Here is a 14,669-nt window from a genome sequence, read left to right as displayed (position 1 = left end):
GCAACGCCGCCGGGCGGCGCGCGTGGCACACGCGCTCGCTGGAGCACGATCGGAATATCGGTGTTCCGCTACGCCGTGAAACACGGCCGTCGCTTATTCAAAACGAAACAAAACGATCCGCGACATCATTTGAGAATCATCGATAAAAAGGATCGTCACGCGTGCGTGGCACAACGACCGCGCGACCTGTTTCGGAGTTTAGAGCAATGCAACCTTAACATTTAGCCTGAAAGCGCTATTCGTGTTTTATCAAGCGAAAATCTCTATTTCTATTTTTATTCGCTTGTCGTTTACACATTCGCTTTGAATTCGGGCAGGCGCGTGCCGATGCGCGCGCCCATTTCGGCGCCGAGCGCCTGCAGGCCGCTTGCCGGGCGCACCATCACCTCGAACTCGACGATCTTGCCGGCCTCGTCGAAGCGGATCAGATCGATGCCCTTCAACTGCTTGTCGCCCACCCGCGCGCTGAATTCGAGCACGACGCTCAGGCCGTCGTCGGTCACGAGCTGGCGGTGATAGACGAAATCGTCGAACACGTTGACGACCGTGCCGATCGCGAGCACGAGCGCGGGCGCGCCCGCGTAGGCCGAATGCGCGATCGGCGAACGGAACACCGCGTTCGGATCGGCGATGTCGGCGAGCGCGGTCATGTCGCGCGCGGCGACCATCGCGTGCCAGCGCTCGAGCGACTGCCGCACGGCCGGCTGCACGGTGGCGGGAATCGAAGTCATGTTGCGTCTCCTTGTCGGTCGAAGTCGGTCAAATCGTGGATGTTGCACTGTCGCGCGGCGCGGCGATCCGCGCGCGTCAGATCGACGCGGCGAGCGTCGTCCCCTGCAGGATCGCGCGCTTCGCGTCGAGCTCCGCGGCGACGTGCGCGCCGCCGATCAGATGCACCGAGCAGCCGGCCGCGCGCAGGCCGTCGTATAGCTCGCGCTGCGGCTCCTGGCCCGCGCAGACGACGACGCTCTCGACCGGGAGCGTCCGCGGCTCGCCGTCGATGCGCACGTGCAGCCCGGCGTCGTCGATCCGCTCGTACGACACGTTCGACGACATCGCGACGCGCCGCGCCTTCAGCGACGTCCGATGAATCCAGCCCGTCGTCTTGCCGAGCCCGTCGCCCACCTTCGACGCCTTGCGCTGCAGCAGATGCACGTCGCGCGGCGCGGCGGCGACGTGCGGCAGGCGCACGCCGCCGCGCGCGTCGTGCCCGATGTCCACGCCCCATTCGGCATAGAACTTTGCCGGCGCGACGCTCGCGCTCTCGCCCGCCTGCGTCAGATATTCGCTGACGTCGAAGCCGATCCCGCCCGCGCCGATCACGGCGACGCTCGCGCCGACCGGCTTGCCGTCGCGCAGCACGTCGAGATAGCCGAGCACGCGCGCGTGATCGATGCCGTCGATGTCGGGCACGCGCGGCGTCACGCCCGTCGCGAGCACGATTTCGTCGAAGCCGCCGCCCGCGAGCCGCGCGACGTCCGCCCGCGTGCTCAGGTGCAGCGTCACGCCGCGCAGCTCGATCTGCCGGCGGAAATAGCGCAGCGTCTCGTGAAATTCCTCCTTGCCGGGCACCTTCTTCGCGATGTTGAACTGCCCGCCGATTTCCGGCGACGCCTCGAACAGTTCGACTCGATGCCCGCGCCCGGCGGCCGTGACGGCGAAGCTCAGGCCCGCCGGGCCCGCGCCGACGACCGCGATCCGCTTGCGCCGCTCGGCCGGCTCGATCACGAGCTCGGTCTCGTGGCATGCGCGCGGGTTGACGAGGCACGACGTGATCTTGCCGCTGAAGATGTGATCGAGGCACGCCTGATTGCAGCCGATGCAGGTGTTGATCTCGTCCGCGCGCCCTTCGCGCGCCTTGCGCACGAACTGCGCATCGGCGAGGAACGGCCGCGCCATCGACACCATGTCGCAATAGCCGTCGGCGAGCAGTTGCTCGGCGAGCTCGGGCGTGTTGATCCGGTTCGTCGCGACGAGCGGAATACCGACATGGCCGACGAGCCGCTTCGTCACCCACGCGTACGCGGCGCGCGGCACCTTCGTTGCGATCGTCGGGATGCGCGCCTCGTGCCAGCCGATCCCGGTGTTCAGGATCGTCGCGCCGGCCGCCTCGATCGCCTGCGCGAGGCGGATCACCTCGTCGAGCGTCGAGCCGCCTTCGACGAGATCGAGCATCGACAGCCGATAAATGACGATGAAGTTCGCGCCGACCCGCTCGCGCACGCGCCGCACGATTTCGACCGGAAAGCGGATGCGGTTTTCGTACGCGCCGCCCCATTCGTCGTCGCGATGATTCGTGCGCGCGGCAATGAACTCGTTGATCAGATAGCCTTCGGAACCCATGATCTCGACGCCGTCGTAGCCCGCGTACTGCGCGAGCGCCGCGCAGCGAGCGAAGTCGTCGATCGTCGCGCCGACTTCGCTCGCCGACAGCGCATGCGGCGTGAACGCATTGATCGGCGCCTTCAGCGCGCTCGGCGCGACGAGCGCCGGGTGATGCGCGTAGCGGCCGAAATGCAGGATCTGCATCGCGATCTTGCCGTCCGCGTCGTGCACCGCGCGCGTGACGATCCGATGGCGCTCGGCCTCCTCCTCGGTCGCGAGCATCGAGCCGCCGGGCGTCATCCGGCCGCGCTCGTTCGGCGCGATGCCGCCCGTGACGATGAGCCCGGCCTCGCCGCGCGCGCGTTCCGCGTAGAACGCGGCCATCCGCTCGAAGCCGTTCGGGGCCTCCTCGAGCCCGACGTGCATCGAGCCCATCAGCACGCGGTTCTTCAGCGATGTGAAACCGAGCTCCAGCGGAGCCGTCAGGTGGGGATAGAAGGTCATCGGTCGCTCTTTTTTTGCAACGGGTTGCATAAATATATCGGCGCCCGCCAGCCGATGCAACGCGTTGCATAAAGTGCGTCCTCTAAACGGGCGCGCGCCCCGCGGTGTGGCAAGATGCGGGGATTTCGATCCTCGGCTCCACCGCAATGTCCCTGCCCCACGCGCTGCTCACGTCCCTCGCCGAACGCCCGGGCTCCGGCTCCGAGCTGACGCGCCGCTTCGATCGCTCGATCGGCTACTTCTGGCACGCGACCCATCAACAGATCTACCGCGAGCTCGCACGGCTCGAAGACGAAGGCTGGGTCGAATCGACGCCCGTCGAGCAGGCGCGCGGGCGCAAGCGCGCGTACCGGATCCTGCCTGCGGGCCGCAAGGAGCTGAAGCGCTGGATCGCGCAGCACGACAATCCGAAGCCGGTGCGCGACGAGCTGATGATCCGGCTGCGCGCGGAAGCGGTCGTCGGGCCGACCGGGCTCGCCGACGAAATCCGGCGGCGGCTCGAGCTGCACCGGCAAAAGCTCGCGCTGTACCGCGAGATCGAGGCGCGCGATTTCACGCACGGCATGGACACGAAGGAGCGGCGCTTGCAGCATCTCGTGCTGCACGCGGGCATCATGCAGGAAAGCCAGAGCATCGAGCTGATGCAGCAGGCGCTCGACATTCTGTCGATGCCCGGCGAGCGAGCGAAGGCGCGCCGCGCGTGATGCCGGTTCGCGCGGCCGAGCATCGCGATCATGCAAAGACTCGCGGCGGCTTGACGGCGATCGATGCATGCGCGCGCCGTAACGTTTACAGTGCCGCGGCCGCCCTTTTCCGGCCATCGCAGGCGGGATCGGGCGCACGATACGCGGACGCGATAAGGAACGACAACATGAAATCGGTCAACTGGAACACGCCGCTCGTTCGCGACGAGTTCGCCGCCGTCAAGCACGCGGCGCCGTTCGTCTATGGACTCACGAACTACGTCGCCGCGAACCTGAGCGCGAACGTGCTGCTCGCCGTCGGCGCGGCGCCCGCGATCGGAGCCGCGGCCGACTGGCCCGCGCGTTTCGGCGCCGGCGCGGGCGCGCTGTGGATCAACACGGCCGCGCTGATGAGCAGCGGCGCCGACACGCTGCGCGCGGCCGCGTGCGCCGCGTCGGAGGCAGGCACGCGCTGGGTGCTCGATCCGGTCGCGGTCGGCGCGGGCGCGCCCGAATACGACGCGATCGTACGCGATCTGCTCGCTCTCGAGCCGACCGTGATCCGCGGCAACGCAAGCGAGCTGATCGCGCTCGCGGGCGGCGCGGCGGCCGGCAAGGGCGTCGATACGACCGCGAGCCCGGAAAGCGCGCTCGCGTTCATCGGCGATCTCGCGCGGCGCAGCGGCGCTGTCGTCGCGGTGAGCGGCCCGACTGACTACGTGACGGACGGCGTCGAGACGCTCGCCATCGCGGGCGGCGACGCGCGCCTCACGCGCGTGACGGGCGCCGGATGCGCGCTCGGCGCGCTGATCGCGGCGCTGCTCGCGCAACGCGGCGCGCCGCTCGCCGCGACGGCTGCGGCGCACGCGATCTATGCGATTGCCGCCGAGCGCGCGGCGGATGCACGCGGCACTGCATCGTTCGCCGTGCGCTTCGTCGACGAATTGTCGCTGCTCGATCCCGCGGAATGATCGCGCGACAGATCGCCCGAGACGATTCGCCCGACGAAGCAGGCGTGCATCGTCGCTGCGCGTCCGCGCTGCGTTCACGCCCTTTCTTTCCGCCATGCGATGCGGGAATCGACGCCCGCTCTTTAAACCGTCAAAGCCGATTCGATCGGTTTCCTCCGCGCCTCTCTCATTCTTCGTTTTTGAAACGCTCGAATATCTTTTCTCGATTGCGCGTGCCGGATACGGGCATCGGCAAAAGACACTCCCCCTTTCCATATTTCGTGCATTCGGACTGCGCGCCGATGCTTCCTCGGCACGCCGGCCGCTTCAGCAGAACAAACGTCTCAGAGGCAATTCCAGCCAGCCGTTCGGCGGCGCGTTGCCGTTGTCCGCAGTGACGCTGCCCATCCGCTCTCCCCGCACGATGACCGATGACGATGTCTCCGGCATGATCGGAACCTTCAATCGCTACGGCTTCGTGATCCTCGACTACGAATCGTCGGAAAGAGACGACCTGCTCGCGCTCAAGCCGTTCGGCGGGGCGTTTCGCGCCGATCCTCGGCCCGGTTTCGCCGTCCGCACGCCCTTTCTCGGCGCTCGAAAAGCTTGATTTCGCTCAACGAACGGCGAGGCTGGTGCCACACAATAAACGGGCCGTTGTCCGCCTCATACGTTGATGGAGTCGACGATGCCTACCGATACCTCGAATCCCGCCCCGCTGTCGCTGCCGCAGCGCGTTCTCGTCGCGACCGACGCGTCGAAGGCGTCGCAGCGCGCCGTCGCCTATCTGAAGCACGTGGTGCCCGCCGGCGCGACGGTGCGCTTCGTCAGCGTCGTTGACACGCCGCGCGCGTACACGCTGCCGCATACGTTCGCGCCGTCCGAATTCGCCGCGGCGCACACCGAGCTCGTCAACGACGCGTCGAACGCGCTCGGCGACGCGACGGTCACTTTCGGCCGCGACGACGTCACCGTCGAAACGGCGATCGTCGATCTCGCGAAGAAAGGCGGCGACGTCGTCGACGCGCTTCTCGACGAGACGCGCGACTGGCAAGCCGATCTGCTCGTCGTCGGCTCGCATCAGTATCAGGGGGTGCTGCGCTGGGTCGACGGCAGCGTGTCCGAGCCGCTGCTCGCGAGGACGGATTGCGCGATTCTGTTCGTGCCGCCCGGCGTCGAGTCGGCCACGCATGCGCCGAAGCGCGTGCTGCTCGCGACCGACGGCAGCCCGATCGCCGCGCGCGCGTTACGCTACGGCGCGCAATTCGCGACGCCCGACACGCATCTGCGCGCGATCTACGTGATCGACCGCGCGGTGCGGCTCACCGATTTCGTGCCGATCCACATGCTGGAGGACGCCTTTGTCGAGGAAAGCGAGAAGGCGCTCGCCGTCGCGCGCCAACTGCTCGACGAAGCGCCCGGCCAATCGAGCACCGCGGTGGTCAGCACCGACCTGACGAGCGACGACGTCGCGCACACGATCGTGCGCGAAGCCGACCGCTGGCCCGCGGATCTGCTCGTGATGGGCACGCACGGCCGGCGCGGCGTGTCGCGCTGGCTGCTCGGCAGCGTCGCGCAGCGCGTCGCGCGGCTCACGCAGATTCCGTTGCTGCTCGTGCACGGGCCGAACGCCTGACCGCGGCGCGGGCCGGCGCGTCATGCTCGAACGCCCCAGGACAGCTTGGTGGCGGCATCGCATCGCGAGCCGGGCAATCGCCGCTATGCGTGCGGCGGCGGCATGCCCGCGCCATCGGCTCTTTCCTCGAACAGCACGGCAAGGCCGCCCGGCCTCAGCTTCTTCACGCTGGCCCAGAACGGACTGCCGCCCGCCCTGTCGGACATCGGCACGATCGGCACCTTGTAGTAGCGGTTCAGCATCATCAGGAACGCGAGCGCGTAGCCGCGCCGCCGCGCCGACGGCGCGATCTCGAGGCTATGCACGTACAGCCGGTCGGTCAGTCGCGAAAGGCCGTAGGTCGCTTCGCCGACCCGTGCGCCATCCGCGCTGCGAATCACGACCGCCCACTTCGCATGCGCCGCGGGCTCGCTCTTCGCTTCGGCCGCCTTCGTCTCGATCTTGATCGACGGCAGACGCCGCAGCTTGCGCCACGCTCGGAAACTCCGCAGTAATCCCATCGACTTCGTGCCTTTCTATTTCGTTGCTCGCTCGGCCGAACATGACCTTGACAAGGAGTTTTCGCGTCTTTCGGGAAACTGGCGGAGTACGAATCAGGTACAGCTTCGGGCAGGCGCGGCAATTTTTTGTATTTTTCGATCCATCAAGGGTGCGATAAAAAGTGCCCGATTGGAAATCAGTAAAAGACGAGAGCGGCGTAGGATTATGCGCAGCGGACGTAGGGATTCCCCTACAAGTGGAATGGATACGTTTGCGGATCGCGCGCACGGCTGCGCCGGCCGTCACGACGCGCCGATCGAACAGTTTGAATGTATCTCGATGCGAAGAGGAGTCGCCGACGAATAATCGAGTGTTGTGCAGCGCATCGACGACGCCCGGAGGGCGTCAACGCATGTCCGTGCGCACGCGTTCGAGCGCGCTGCGGATGCCGCGCAGCAGATCGAGCGGCCGCGGCGGGCAGCCCGGAATCGCGATGTCGACCGGCACGAGCGTCTCGACGGGCCCGCACACCGCGTAGCTGCCCGCGAACACGCCGCCCGTGCATGCGCAATCGCCTGCCGCGACGACGAGCTTCGGCGCGGGCGTCGCGTCATACGCGAGACGCACGGCGTCGCGCATGTTCAGCGTAAGCGGCCCGGTGATCAGCAGCATGTCCGCGTGCCGGGGGCTCGCGACGAACTTGATGCCGAGGCCTTCGATGTTGTAGTACGGATTGCCGAGCGCGTGCAGTTCGAGCTCGCAGCCGTTGCACGAGCCGGCATCGACCGCGCGGATGCACAGCGCGCGGCCGAGGATGTCGAGAATCTCCTGCCGGATGGGCTGCGCATCCCGCTGCCATGCGTCTTCGCCCATCGGCGCGGGCTCGTCGGGCCGGCCGGTGCGTGCGATCTGTTTGATGAGCTGCCACATTACAGGTCGTGCCCCGCGTAGTTCAGGTTGAACGACTTGTTGATCAACGGGAAGTCGGCCACGATGTTGCCGATGATCGCATGCTCGAGCGCGGGCCAGTTGTGCCATGACGGATCGTGGCAATGGCAGCGCGCGACGGCGCCGCGCGCATCGAGTTCGAGCGCGACGAGCACCGGCCCGCGCCAGCCTTCGACCCAGCCGATGCCGCGCTGCCGCGCATCGTCGGCTGCGCTTCCCGCACCGCGTCCGTCTCCCGCGTCTTCCGCATCGGCCAGGTTGCCCGGAACGTTCGCGGCGAGCGCGACCTCGGCGGCAATTCCGTCGCCCGGCAGGCCGGCGAGCAGCGCGCGAATCGCGCGCATCGACTCGTACGTTTCGGCGAAGCGCACCGCAACGCGCGCCGCGACATCGCCGCGCGCGTCGCTGACGACGTCGATGGGCACCGCGTCGTACGGCGCGAGCCGGTGGTCGCCGCGCACGTCGCGCGCCTGCCCGCTCGCCCGCGCAACGAGCCCGCACACGCCGAAGTGCGCGGCCGTCCGCGCGGTGAGCCGCCCGGTGCCGGCAAAGCGGTCCTGCAGGCCGGACTGATCGTCGTAGATCGACTGCATCGTGCGCACTTCGCCCTCGATCCGGTCGCACTGCGCGACGATCGCCGCGGCGTCGTCCGCCGCGACGTCGCGCTCGACGCCGCCCGGCGCGATTCGATCCATCAGATAGCGATGCCCGAAGATCCGGTCGTTCAGGCGCAGCCAGTCTTCCTTGAGCCGCGAGAAATGCGAGAGGCCGACCGCAAAGCCCGCGTCGTTGCCGAGCGCGCCGAGATCGCCGAGATGGTTGGCGACGCGCTCGCGCTCGAGCAGCAGCGCGCGCAGCCGCAGCGCGCGGTCCGGCACGCGGACCTTCAGCGCCTGTTCGAGCGCCATGCAGTACGCCCACGTGAACGCGACCGTCGAATCGCCGGCGATGCGCGCGGCGAGCCGGCCGCCCGCGAGCGCATCCGCGCGCTCGAAGAGCCGCTCGACGCCGCGATGCGCGTAGCCGAGCCGTTCCTCGAGCCGCAGCACCTTTTCGCCGACCACCGAGAAGCGGAAATGCCCAGGCTCGATCACGCCCGCATGAATCGGCCCGACCGCGATCTCGTGCACGCCGTCGCCCGCGACCGGCACGAACGGATAGTCGGCCGTCGCGGTCTCGAAGCGTTCGCGGCCCGTCGCACGCCGGCGCAGCGGATGGTAGCCGCGCGGCCATGCACCGTGATCGAGCCACAGCCGCATGTCGTCCGCGCCGCGCGCGCGCAGGCCGACGAGATCGCGAATCGCCCGCTGCATTCGCGCCGCGCCGGCGAAGATCGTCGACAGATCCGGGTAGTCGCCCGCGCCGTCGGCTTCTTTCTCATTGCCGGCTTCGCCGGCCTCCCGCCCTTCGTTCGACGCCGGTTCGACCGGCAGGCGCAACCACAACAGCCCGTCGTCCAGCTCGAACGCGGCGCACACCTCGAAGCATCCGGCGACGGGCTCGCCGCCCCACAGCGTGACGAGCCGCCCGCCGGCCTCGCAAATCGTCTCGGCGGCGCGCGTCCACGCATCGGCGTCGACCGACGCGAACACGACGCGCGCCTGCCCCGCCGCGCTTGCCACGCGCGTCTGACCGGGAATCTGGAAGGAGTCGGTTCGCATCGGCTACCCCGCGATCATCGCCGCCGCCTGCCGATACCAGGTCGCGAGATACGGCGGCACGTAGAGCCCGAGCATCAAGCCGAGGGCGAGGTGAACGAACACCGGCAGCAGCGCCGGCGGATGCTCGAGCGATGCGACGTTCGATTCGCCGAACACCATCCGCTGCACGCGCATGAAGATCGCCGCGAACGCCGCCGCGAGCGCGACGAGCAGGAACGGTGCGCTCCACGGGAGCTTCGCGATCGCCGTCGTCAGGATCAGGAATTCGCTCGCGAACACGCCGAACGGCGGCATGCCGAGGATCGCGAGCGTGCCGAGCATCATCCCCCAGCCGACCGTCGGGCTCACCTGCAGGAGCCCGCGGATGCCGTCGATCGCCTGCGTGTGCGCCTTCTGCGCCGCGTGCCCGACCGCGAAGAAAATCGCCGACTTGACGAGCGAGTGAACCGTCATGTGCAGCAGCCCCGCGAACGTCGCGACCGGGCCGCCGAGGCCGAATGCGAACGTCATCAGGCCCATGTGCTCGATCGACGAATACGAGAACAGCCGCTTCACGTCCTTTTGCCGGAACAGCGAGAACGACGCGACGAGCACCGACACGAGCCCGAAGCCGACGAGCAGGTGCCCGGGCAGCGCGTTGCCGAGCGCGCCGTCGGCGAGCACCTTGCAGCGCAGCACCGCGTACAGCGCGACGTTCAGCAGCAGCCCCGAGAGCACCGCCGAGATCGGCGTCGGGCCTTCGGCGTGCGCGTCGGGCAGCCAGTTGTGCATCGGCACGAGCCCCACCTTGGTCCCGTAGCCGACGAGCAGGAACACGAATGCGATCGACATGATCGTCGGATCGAGCTGCGTCTTGACTGCGTTCAGGCTCGTCCACAGCAGCGCGTCGCCGTCCGCGAGCAGCCGGCCCGCCGCGAGATACAGGAGGATCGTGCCGAACAGCGCCTGCGCGATGCCGACGCCGCACAGGATGAAGTACTTCCACGCGGCCTCGAGGCTCGCCGCGGTCCGGTAGACGCTGACGAGCAGCACCGTCGCGAGCGTCGCCGCCTCCATCGCGACCCACAGCACGCCGACGTTGTTCGTGAGCAGCGCGAGCAGCATCGCGAAGATGAACAACTGATACATGCAGTGATAGAGCCGCATCCGGCCGTCGCTCATCTTGCCGCGGTCCTGCTCGATGCGCATGTACGGATTCGAGAACAGCGACGTCGTCCAGCCGACGAACGCCGTCAGCGCGACGAGGAACACGTTGAACGGATCGACGAGGAAAAGCTTTCCCACCGCGTACATCGGCCCGTTCGCGACGGTGCGCGCGGCGAGCGCGAGCGTCGCCGCGCACGTGAGAAAGCTGAAGCCGACGTTCAGCGCGCGCGCGACGTGCTGCCGCCGCACGAGCGCGAGGCATCCGCCCGCGACGAGCGGGAGGCCGAGCGACGCGAGCAGCACGTAGACGTCAATCATCTTTCAGTTTCTCGAGATGGTGGATGTCGAGGCTGTCGAACTGCTCGCGGATCTGGAACATGAATACGCCGAGGATCAGTATCCCGACGAGCACGTCGAGCCCGATCCCGAGCTCGACGATCATCGGCATCCCGTTGGTCGCCGCCGCGGCGGCGAAGAACAGGCCGTTTTCCATCGACAGGAAGCCGATCACCTGCGGAATCGCCTTCGCGCGCGTGATCATCATCATGAACGACAGCAGCACGCACGCGAGCGCGATGCCGAGCGTGCCGCGCGCGGCCGATTCGGCGAGCCGGCTGATCGGCGCCGCGACGTTGAACGCGACGATCACGAGCGCGATGCCGGCGACGAGCGTCGTCGGGATGTTCAGGAGCGGCTCGACGTCGGCCTTCACGTTCAGCCGCTGCACGAGCCGGTACAGGATCCACGGGATCAGCCCGACCTTCAGCAGCAGCGTGAGCGCGGCGGACACGTACAGATGCGTGTCCGCTGTCACGAAGCCGAGAATCAGGTTCGCCGACACGAGCGCGACGCCCTGCAGCGTATACAGATGGATCAGCGACAGGATCCGCCGCTGGCTCAGCATCGCGAACGACAGGAGCAGCAGGATCGCCGCGAGGAAATTGACGAGCTGCGTCGCGTAGCCGTGCATCTACGCCCCCAGCAGGAAATGGACGAGCATGCCGATCACCGCGAGCAGGAACGCGGTCGCGAGAAATTCGGGCACGCGGAACAGGCGCATCTTCGCGTTCGTCGTCTCGACGACGGCGAGCGCCGCGCCGCCCAGGAGCAGCTTGATGAAGAGCGCCGGCAGCGCGAACAGCAGCGCGAGCGGACTGCCCGCCTCGGCGATCCCCCACGGCATGAAGAGCGCGAGGCCGATGCACGAATACGCGAAGAGCTTCAGGCTTGCCGCCCATTCCATCAGTGCGAGATGGCGGCCCGAATATTCGAGGATCAGCGCCTCGTGAATCATCGTCAGCTCGAGGTGCGTCGCGGGGTTGTCGACCGGCAGCCGCGCGTTCTCCGCGAGCGACACGAGCGTAAACGCGATCCCCGCGAACGCGAGGCTCGGATAGATCACGATCTCGCGGTGGCCGAGCGTCGCGACGATGCTCGTCAGCAGCGTCGAGCGCGTGATCAGCGACGCCGAGAACAGCACCATCAGGAGCGCCGGTTCAGCGAGGAAGCCGATCAGCATTTCGCGGCGCGCGCCGAGCGTGCCGAACGCGGTGCCGATGTCCATCGCCGCGAGCGACAGCGCGACGCGCGCGAGCGCGAACAGGCCGACGAGCGCGATCGCGTCGGCGGCGGGCGAGAACGGCAGCTCGGTCGACAGCGTCGGCACGATCGCGCACGCGAGCGTCATCGCCGCCCAGACCACGTAAGGCGCGCCGCGAAAGAGCGGGCTCGCGTGCGCCGCGACGATCGATTCCTTGTTGAACAGCTTGTGCAGCATCCGGTACGGCTGCCAGATGCTCGGCGCGCGGCGGTTCTGCAGCCACGCGCGGCACTGGTTGACCCAGCCCGTCAACAGCGGCGCGGCCGCGAGCGCGACGAGAATCTCGAGCGTCTGCGACAGGATGCCGGATGCGGTCACCATCGTCTCACCACCGTCAAAAGGACGATCAGCACGATGAAGCTGTACGTCAGATAGACCGCGATGCGCCCCGTCTGCAACAGCCCGACGAGCGAGGCGACGCGGTTCACCAGCGCGGCGATCGGCTCGTACAGCAGATGCCACGTGCGGTCCGCGACGCTCATCCGGTATTCCGGCTGCCGGTCGTACGGCGACGGCAGCCGCCGCTCGACGCGGAAGAACGGTGTGAAGATCTCGCGGATCGGCTGACCGAAGCCTTCGGCCGTGTCCTGCATCCGCGCGGTCACGAACGGATTGCCGCACGACCACGGCGCCGAGCGCCGGAGTTGCCCGTGGTAGAAGCGCCGCACGAGCAGCCACGCGAGCGCGCAGCACGCGACGAAGAACAGCATGAAGAGCGCCGGCATGTAGCTCGCGCGCGCGGTGGACACGGGCGCGAACAGCAGCCATCCGTGGTTCGTGCCGCCGATGCCCGCGCCGATCAGCGCGCGCGTGACCGCGTCGAGCACCTTCACGTACTGGACGGGCGCGAGGCCGAGCAGCACGCTCGCCGCCGCGAACCAGCCGAACGCGACGCGCTCCCACGGGCTCGCGTCGCGCGCGCGCTCGAGCTTGGCCTCGCGCGGCTGGCCGAGGAACACGATGCCGAAGAACTTGACCATCGTGTAGCCGGCGAGCGCCGCCGTCAGCGCGACGAGCGCCGCGACGAGCGGCACCGTCATCCCGAGCACCGAATCCGGCAGGCCCGGCGTGAACAGGAAGCTCTGCACGAGCAGCCATTCGGACACGAAGCCGCTCGACGGCGGCAGCCCGGCGCTCGCGGCGACCGCGACGAGCATCGCCCACGCGGTCCACGGCATGAAGCGGATCAGGCCGCCGAGCCGGCCGAGATTGCGCTCGCCCGTCGCGTGCAGCACGGCGCCCGTGCCGAGGAACAGCAGGCTCTTGAAGCACGCGTGCGCGACGATCTGATACAGCAGCGCCGTCAGCGACAGCGCGGCGAGCGCGGGCAGCCGGTAGCCGAGGAACAGGATCGTGAGCCCGAGGCTCACGCACATCAGGCCGACGTTGTCGATCGACGAATAGGCGAGCAGCCGCTTCATGTCGGTCTGGATCGTGCTGAACACGACGCCGAGCAACGCGCTGAACAGGCCGAGCGCGAGCATGAGCACGCCCCACCACGCCACCTGCACGTGCAGCAGGTCGAGCACCGTGCGCAGGATCCCGTACAGGCCGACCTTCAGCACGAAGCCGCTCAGGAGCGCGGACACGGGTGACGGCGCGGCCGGATGCGCGTCCGGCAGCCACACGTGAAGCGGGAAGATGCCCGCCTTCGCGCCGAAGCCGGCGAGCGCGAGCACGAACGCGGCCGACGCGGCGAGCCCGTCGAGATGCTGGACGCGCATGTTCGCGAACGTGTAATCGCCCGTGCCCGCCTGCAGCAGGCCGAAGCACAGCAGGAGCGCGAGCGCGCCGACGTGCGAGATCAGGAAATAGAGGAATGCGGCGCGGCGGATCTCGGCGATCCGGTGGTTCGTCATCACGAGGAAGGTCGCCGACAGCGTCAGCGTCTCCCACGCGACCATGAAGCAGTACGCGTCGTCCGCGACGAGCAGAAGCGCCATGCTCGCGACGCACACGTGGTATTCGAAGCAGATGAGGCCGGGCGCCGTGCCCTCGCCCTTGCGGAAGTAGCCGGACGAGAACGCACCGACGCCCGCCGTCACCACGCCGAGCACGAACAGGAAATAGGAGGACAGCGCATCGATGCGCAGATGGAACGGCAGATCGGGCAGGCCGAGCGGCAGCACGGCCGTCGACGGTCCGGCGAACACCCCGGCGAGACCGGCTGCCGCGAGCGCGAGGCCCGCCAGCGCGCCGATCGGATAGAGACCGTGTGCGATCACACCGGTGCGACGCATGTTCGCGAGTCCGGCGCAGCCGAGCGCGAGCCACGCGAGCGCGATGAACAGCACGCATCGGAGAAGCAGGCCCTGTTCCATGTTGTATGACTCGCGGTTCGCCTAGGGTCTGTTTACATACGGAACGTGCATGCGTTGCCACGAGAACGGCCGCTCGCGAGGCGCGCGACGCTGCGAATACTGGACGTATTCGCAAGGAGCGCAACGCGGCGAGCGGCCGTTCTCGTGGCAACCCCAAACTTGGAATCCATTCCAGGGGAATGCCCGAAATCGCCCGTAGGGCGGCGTCGCTCGTCGCTTGTTTGGCTCGGCCAAACCGCGCTCCTCGCTTCTTGCCCTACGGGCGATTTCGGGCATTCGCATGCACGTTCCGTATGTAAACAGACCCTAGCGTCGCACCAGCCGACGTGCGAACGAGTATGGCGAAGCGGCGCGCGCCGCGCAAGCGGCGAAAGGCCGCGCGCATGCGGCGCCGCAACGTGCGCGGTGCGCGCAG

At 68.1% G+C, this 14,669-nt stretch carries 12 protein-coding genes and 1 pseudogene; 4 read left to right on the top strand and 9 right to left on the bottom strand.

The annotated features are described in order from the left end of the window. Nucleotides 1–290: 290 nt before the first annotated feature. A complete protein-coding gene (locus WT16_RS29375) occupies nt 291–731 on the bottom strand; it encodes a nuclear transport factor 2 family protein (protein WP_063534856.1) in 441 nt (146 codons plus the stop codon). A 76-nt stretch (nt 732–807) separates the two neighbouring features. Beyond that, a complete protein-coding gene (locus WT16_RS29370; RefSeq protein ID WP_063534855.1) occupies nt 808–2,829 on the bottom strand; it encodes an NADPH-dependent 2,4-dienoyl-CoA reductase in 2,022 nt (673 codons plus the stop codon). Between the two features lie 146 nt (nt 2,830–2,975). Here WT16_RS29370 and WT16_RS29365 point away from each other — a divergent pair, with 146 nt between their 5' ends. The 4 genes and pseudogenes from WT16_RS29365 (at nt 2,976) to WT16_RS29350 (ending at nt 6,098) form a co-directional block, all read left to right on the top strand. Next, a complete protein-coding gene (locus WT16_RS29365; RefSeq protein ID WP_006027188.1) occupies nt 2,976–3,533 on the top strand; it encodes a PadR family transcriptional regulator in 558 nt (185 codons plus the stop codon). A 167-nt stretch (nt 3,534–3,700) separates the two neighbouring features. Then, nucleotides 3,701–4,483 (top strand): hydroxyethylthiazole kinase, encoded by a 783-nt coding sequence (locus WT16_RS29360; RefSeq protein WP_015603156.1) that lies wholly within the window; start codon nt 3,701–3,703, stop codon nt 4,481–4,483. A 364-nt stretch (nt 4,484–4,847) separates the two neighbouring features. Further along, a pseudogene (locus WT16_RS35335) lies at nt 4,848–4,991 on the top strand (taurine catabolism dioxygenase TauD); the annotation flags it as partial. Between the two features lie 147 nt (nt 4,992–5,138). Next, on the top strand, nt 5,139–6,098 hold the full coding sequence (locus tag WT16_RS29350; RefSeq protein ID WP_041861913.1) for a universal stress protein: 960 nt from the start codon (nt 5,139–5,141) through the stop codon (nt 6,096–6,098). An 83-nt stretch (nt 6,099–6,181) separates the two neighbouring features. On the opposite strand, the gene WT16_RS29345 is transcribed toward WT16_RS29350, so the two are convergent. The 7 genes from WT16_RS29345 to hyfB form a co-directional block, all read right to left on the bottom strand. Next, the gene (locus WT16_RS29345) at nt 6,182–6,598 is read right to left on the bottom strand and encodes a hypothetical protein (protein WP_059929787.1); all 417 of its coding nucleotides are present in this window, start codon (nt 6,596–6,598) and stop codon (nt 6,182–6,184) included. A 385-nt stretch (nt 6,599–6,983) separates the two neighbouring features. Continuing rightward, nucleotides 6,984–7,508 (bottom strand): formate hydrogenlyase, encoded by a 525-nt coding sequence (locus tag WT16_RS29340; protein ID WP_006027183.1) that lies wholly within the window; start codon nt 7,506–7,508, stop codon nt 6,984–6,986. Beyond that, a complete protein-coding gene (locus tag WT16_RS29335) occupies nt 7,508–9,187 on the bottom strand; it encodes an NADH-quinone oxidoreductase subunit C (RefSeq protein WP_063534854.1) in 1,680 nt (559 codons plus the stop codon). The genes WT16_RS29340 and WT16_RS29335 overlap by 1 nt, the downstream gene beginning before the upstream one ends. A 3-nt stretch (nt 9,188–9,190) precedes the next feature. Next, on the bottom strand, nt 9,191–10,651 hold the full coding sequence (locus WT16_RS29330; protein WP_006027181.1) for a hydrogenase 4 subunit F: 1,461 nt from the start codon (nt 10,649–10,651) through the stop codon (nt 9,191–9,193). Beyond that, nucleotides 10,644–11,303 carry a formate hydrogenlyase gene (locus WT16_RS29325; protein ID WP_004533049.1) on the bottom strand — a complete coding sequence of 220 codons (660 nt, stop codon included), beginning with the start codon at nt 11,301–11,303 and terminating at the stop codon, nt 10,644–10,646. Before WT16_RS29325 ends, WT16_RS29330 begins: the two co-directional genes overlap by 8 nt. Beyond that, a complete protein-coding gene (locus WT16_RS29320; protein WP_006027180.1) occupies nt 11,304–12,254 on the bottom strand; it encodes an NADH-quinone oxidoreductase subunit H in 951 nt (316 codons plus the stop codon). It lies immediately after the preceding gene. Beyond that, nucleotides 12,248–14,254: a hydrogenase 4 subunit B gene (hyfB, locus tag WT16_RS29315; RefSeq protein WP_015603842.1), complete on the bottom strand. Its 2,007-nt coding sequence runs from the start codon at nt 14,252–14,254 to the stop codon at nt 12,248–12,250. Before hyfB ends, WT16_RS29320 begins: the two co-directional genes overlap by 7 nt. Nucleotides 14,255–14,669 lie beyond the last annotated feature (415 nt).

The organism is Burkholderia sp. MSMB1589WGS (assembly GCF_001636105.1).
Classification (GTDB): Bacteria; Pseudomonadota; Gammaproteobacteria; order Burkholderiales; family Burkholderiaceae; genus Burkholderia; species Burkholderia humptydooensis.
The sequence above is the reverse complement of the archived record's forward strand: the minus strand, read 5'-3'. Positions and strand labels throughout refer to the sequence as shown.

Excerpts from the sequence above, each read along its gene's own strand:
- WT16_RS29375 (WP_063534856.1), bottom strand. The coding sequence starts at position 731 with ATGACTTCGATTCCCGCCACCGTGCAGCCGGCCGTGCGGCAGTCGCTC.
- WT16_RS29370 (WP_063534855.1), bottom strand. The coding sequence starts at position 2,829 with ATGACCTTCTATCCCCACCTGACGGCTCCGCTGGAGCTCGGTTTCACA.
- WT16_RS29365 (WP_006027188.1), top strand. The coding sequence starts at position 2,976 with ATGTCCCTGCCCCACGCGCTGCTCACGTCCCTCGCCGAACGCCCGGGC.
- WT16_RS29360 (WP_015603156.1), top strand. The coding sequence starts at position 3,701 with ATGAAATCGGTCAACTGGAACACGCCGCTCGTTCGCGACGAGTTCGCC.
- WT16_RS29350 (WP_041861913.1), top strand. The coding sequence starts at position 5,139 with ATGGAGTCGACGATGCCTACCGATACCTCGAATCCCGCCCCGCTGTCG.
- WT16_RS29345 (WP_059929787.1), bottom strand. The coding sequence starts at position 6,598 with ATGGGATTACTGCGGAGTTTCCGAGCGTGGCGCAAGCTGCGGCGTCTG.
- WT16_RS29340 (WP_006027183.1), bottom strand. The coding sequence starts at position 7,508 with ATGTGGCAGCTCATCAAACAGATCGCACGCACCGGCCGGCCCGACGAG.
- WT16_RS29335 (WP_063534854.1), bottom strand. The coding sequence starts at position 9,187 with ATGCGAACCGACTCCTTCCAGATTCCCGGTCAGACGCGCGTGGCAAGC.
- WT16_RS29330 (WP_006027181.1), bottom strand. The coding sequence starts at position 10,651 with ATGATTGACGTCTACGTGCTGCTCGCGTCGCTCGGCCTCCCGCTCGTC.
- WT16_RS29325 (WP_004533049.1), bottom strand. The coding sequence starts at position 11,303 with ATGCACGGCTACGCGACGCAGCTCGTCAATTTCCTCGCGGCGATCCTG.
- WT16_RS29320 (WP_006027180.1), bottom strand. The coding sequence starts at position 12,254 with ATGGTGACCGCATCCGGCATCCTGTCGCAGACGCTCGAGATTCTCGTC.
- hyfB (WP_015603842.1), bottom strand. The coding sequence starts at position 14,254 with ATGGAACAGGGCCTGCTTCTCCGATGCGTGCTGTTCATCGCGCTCGCG.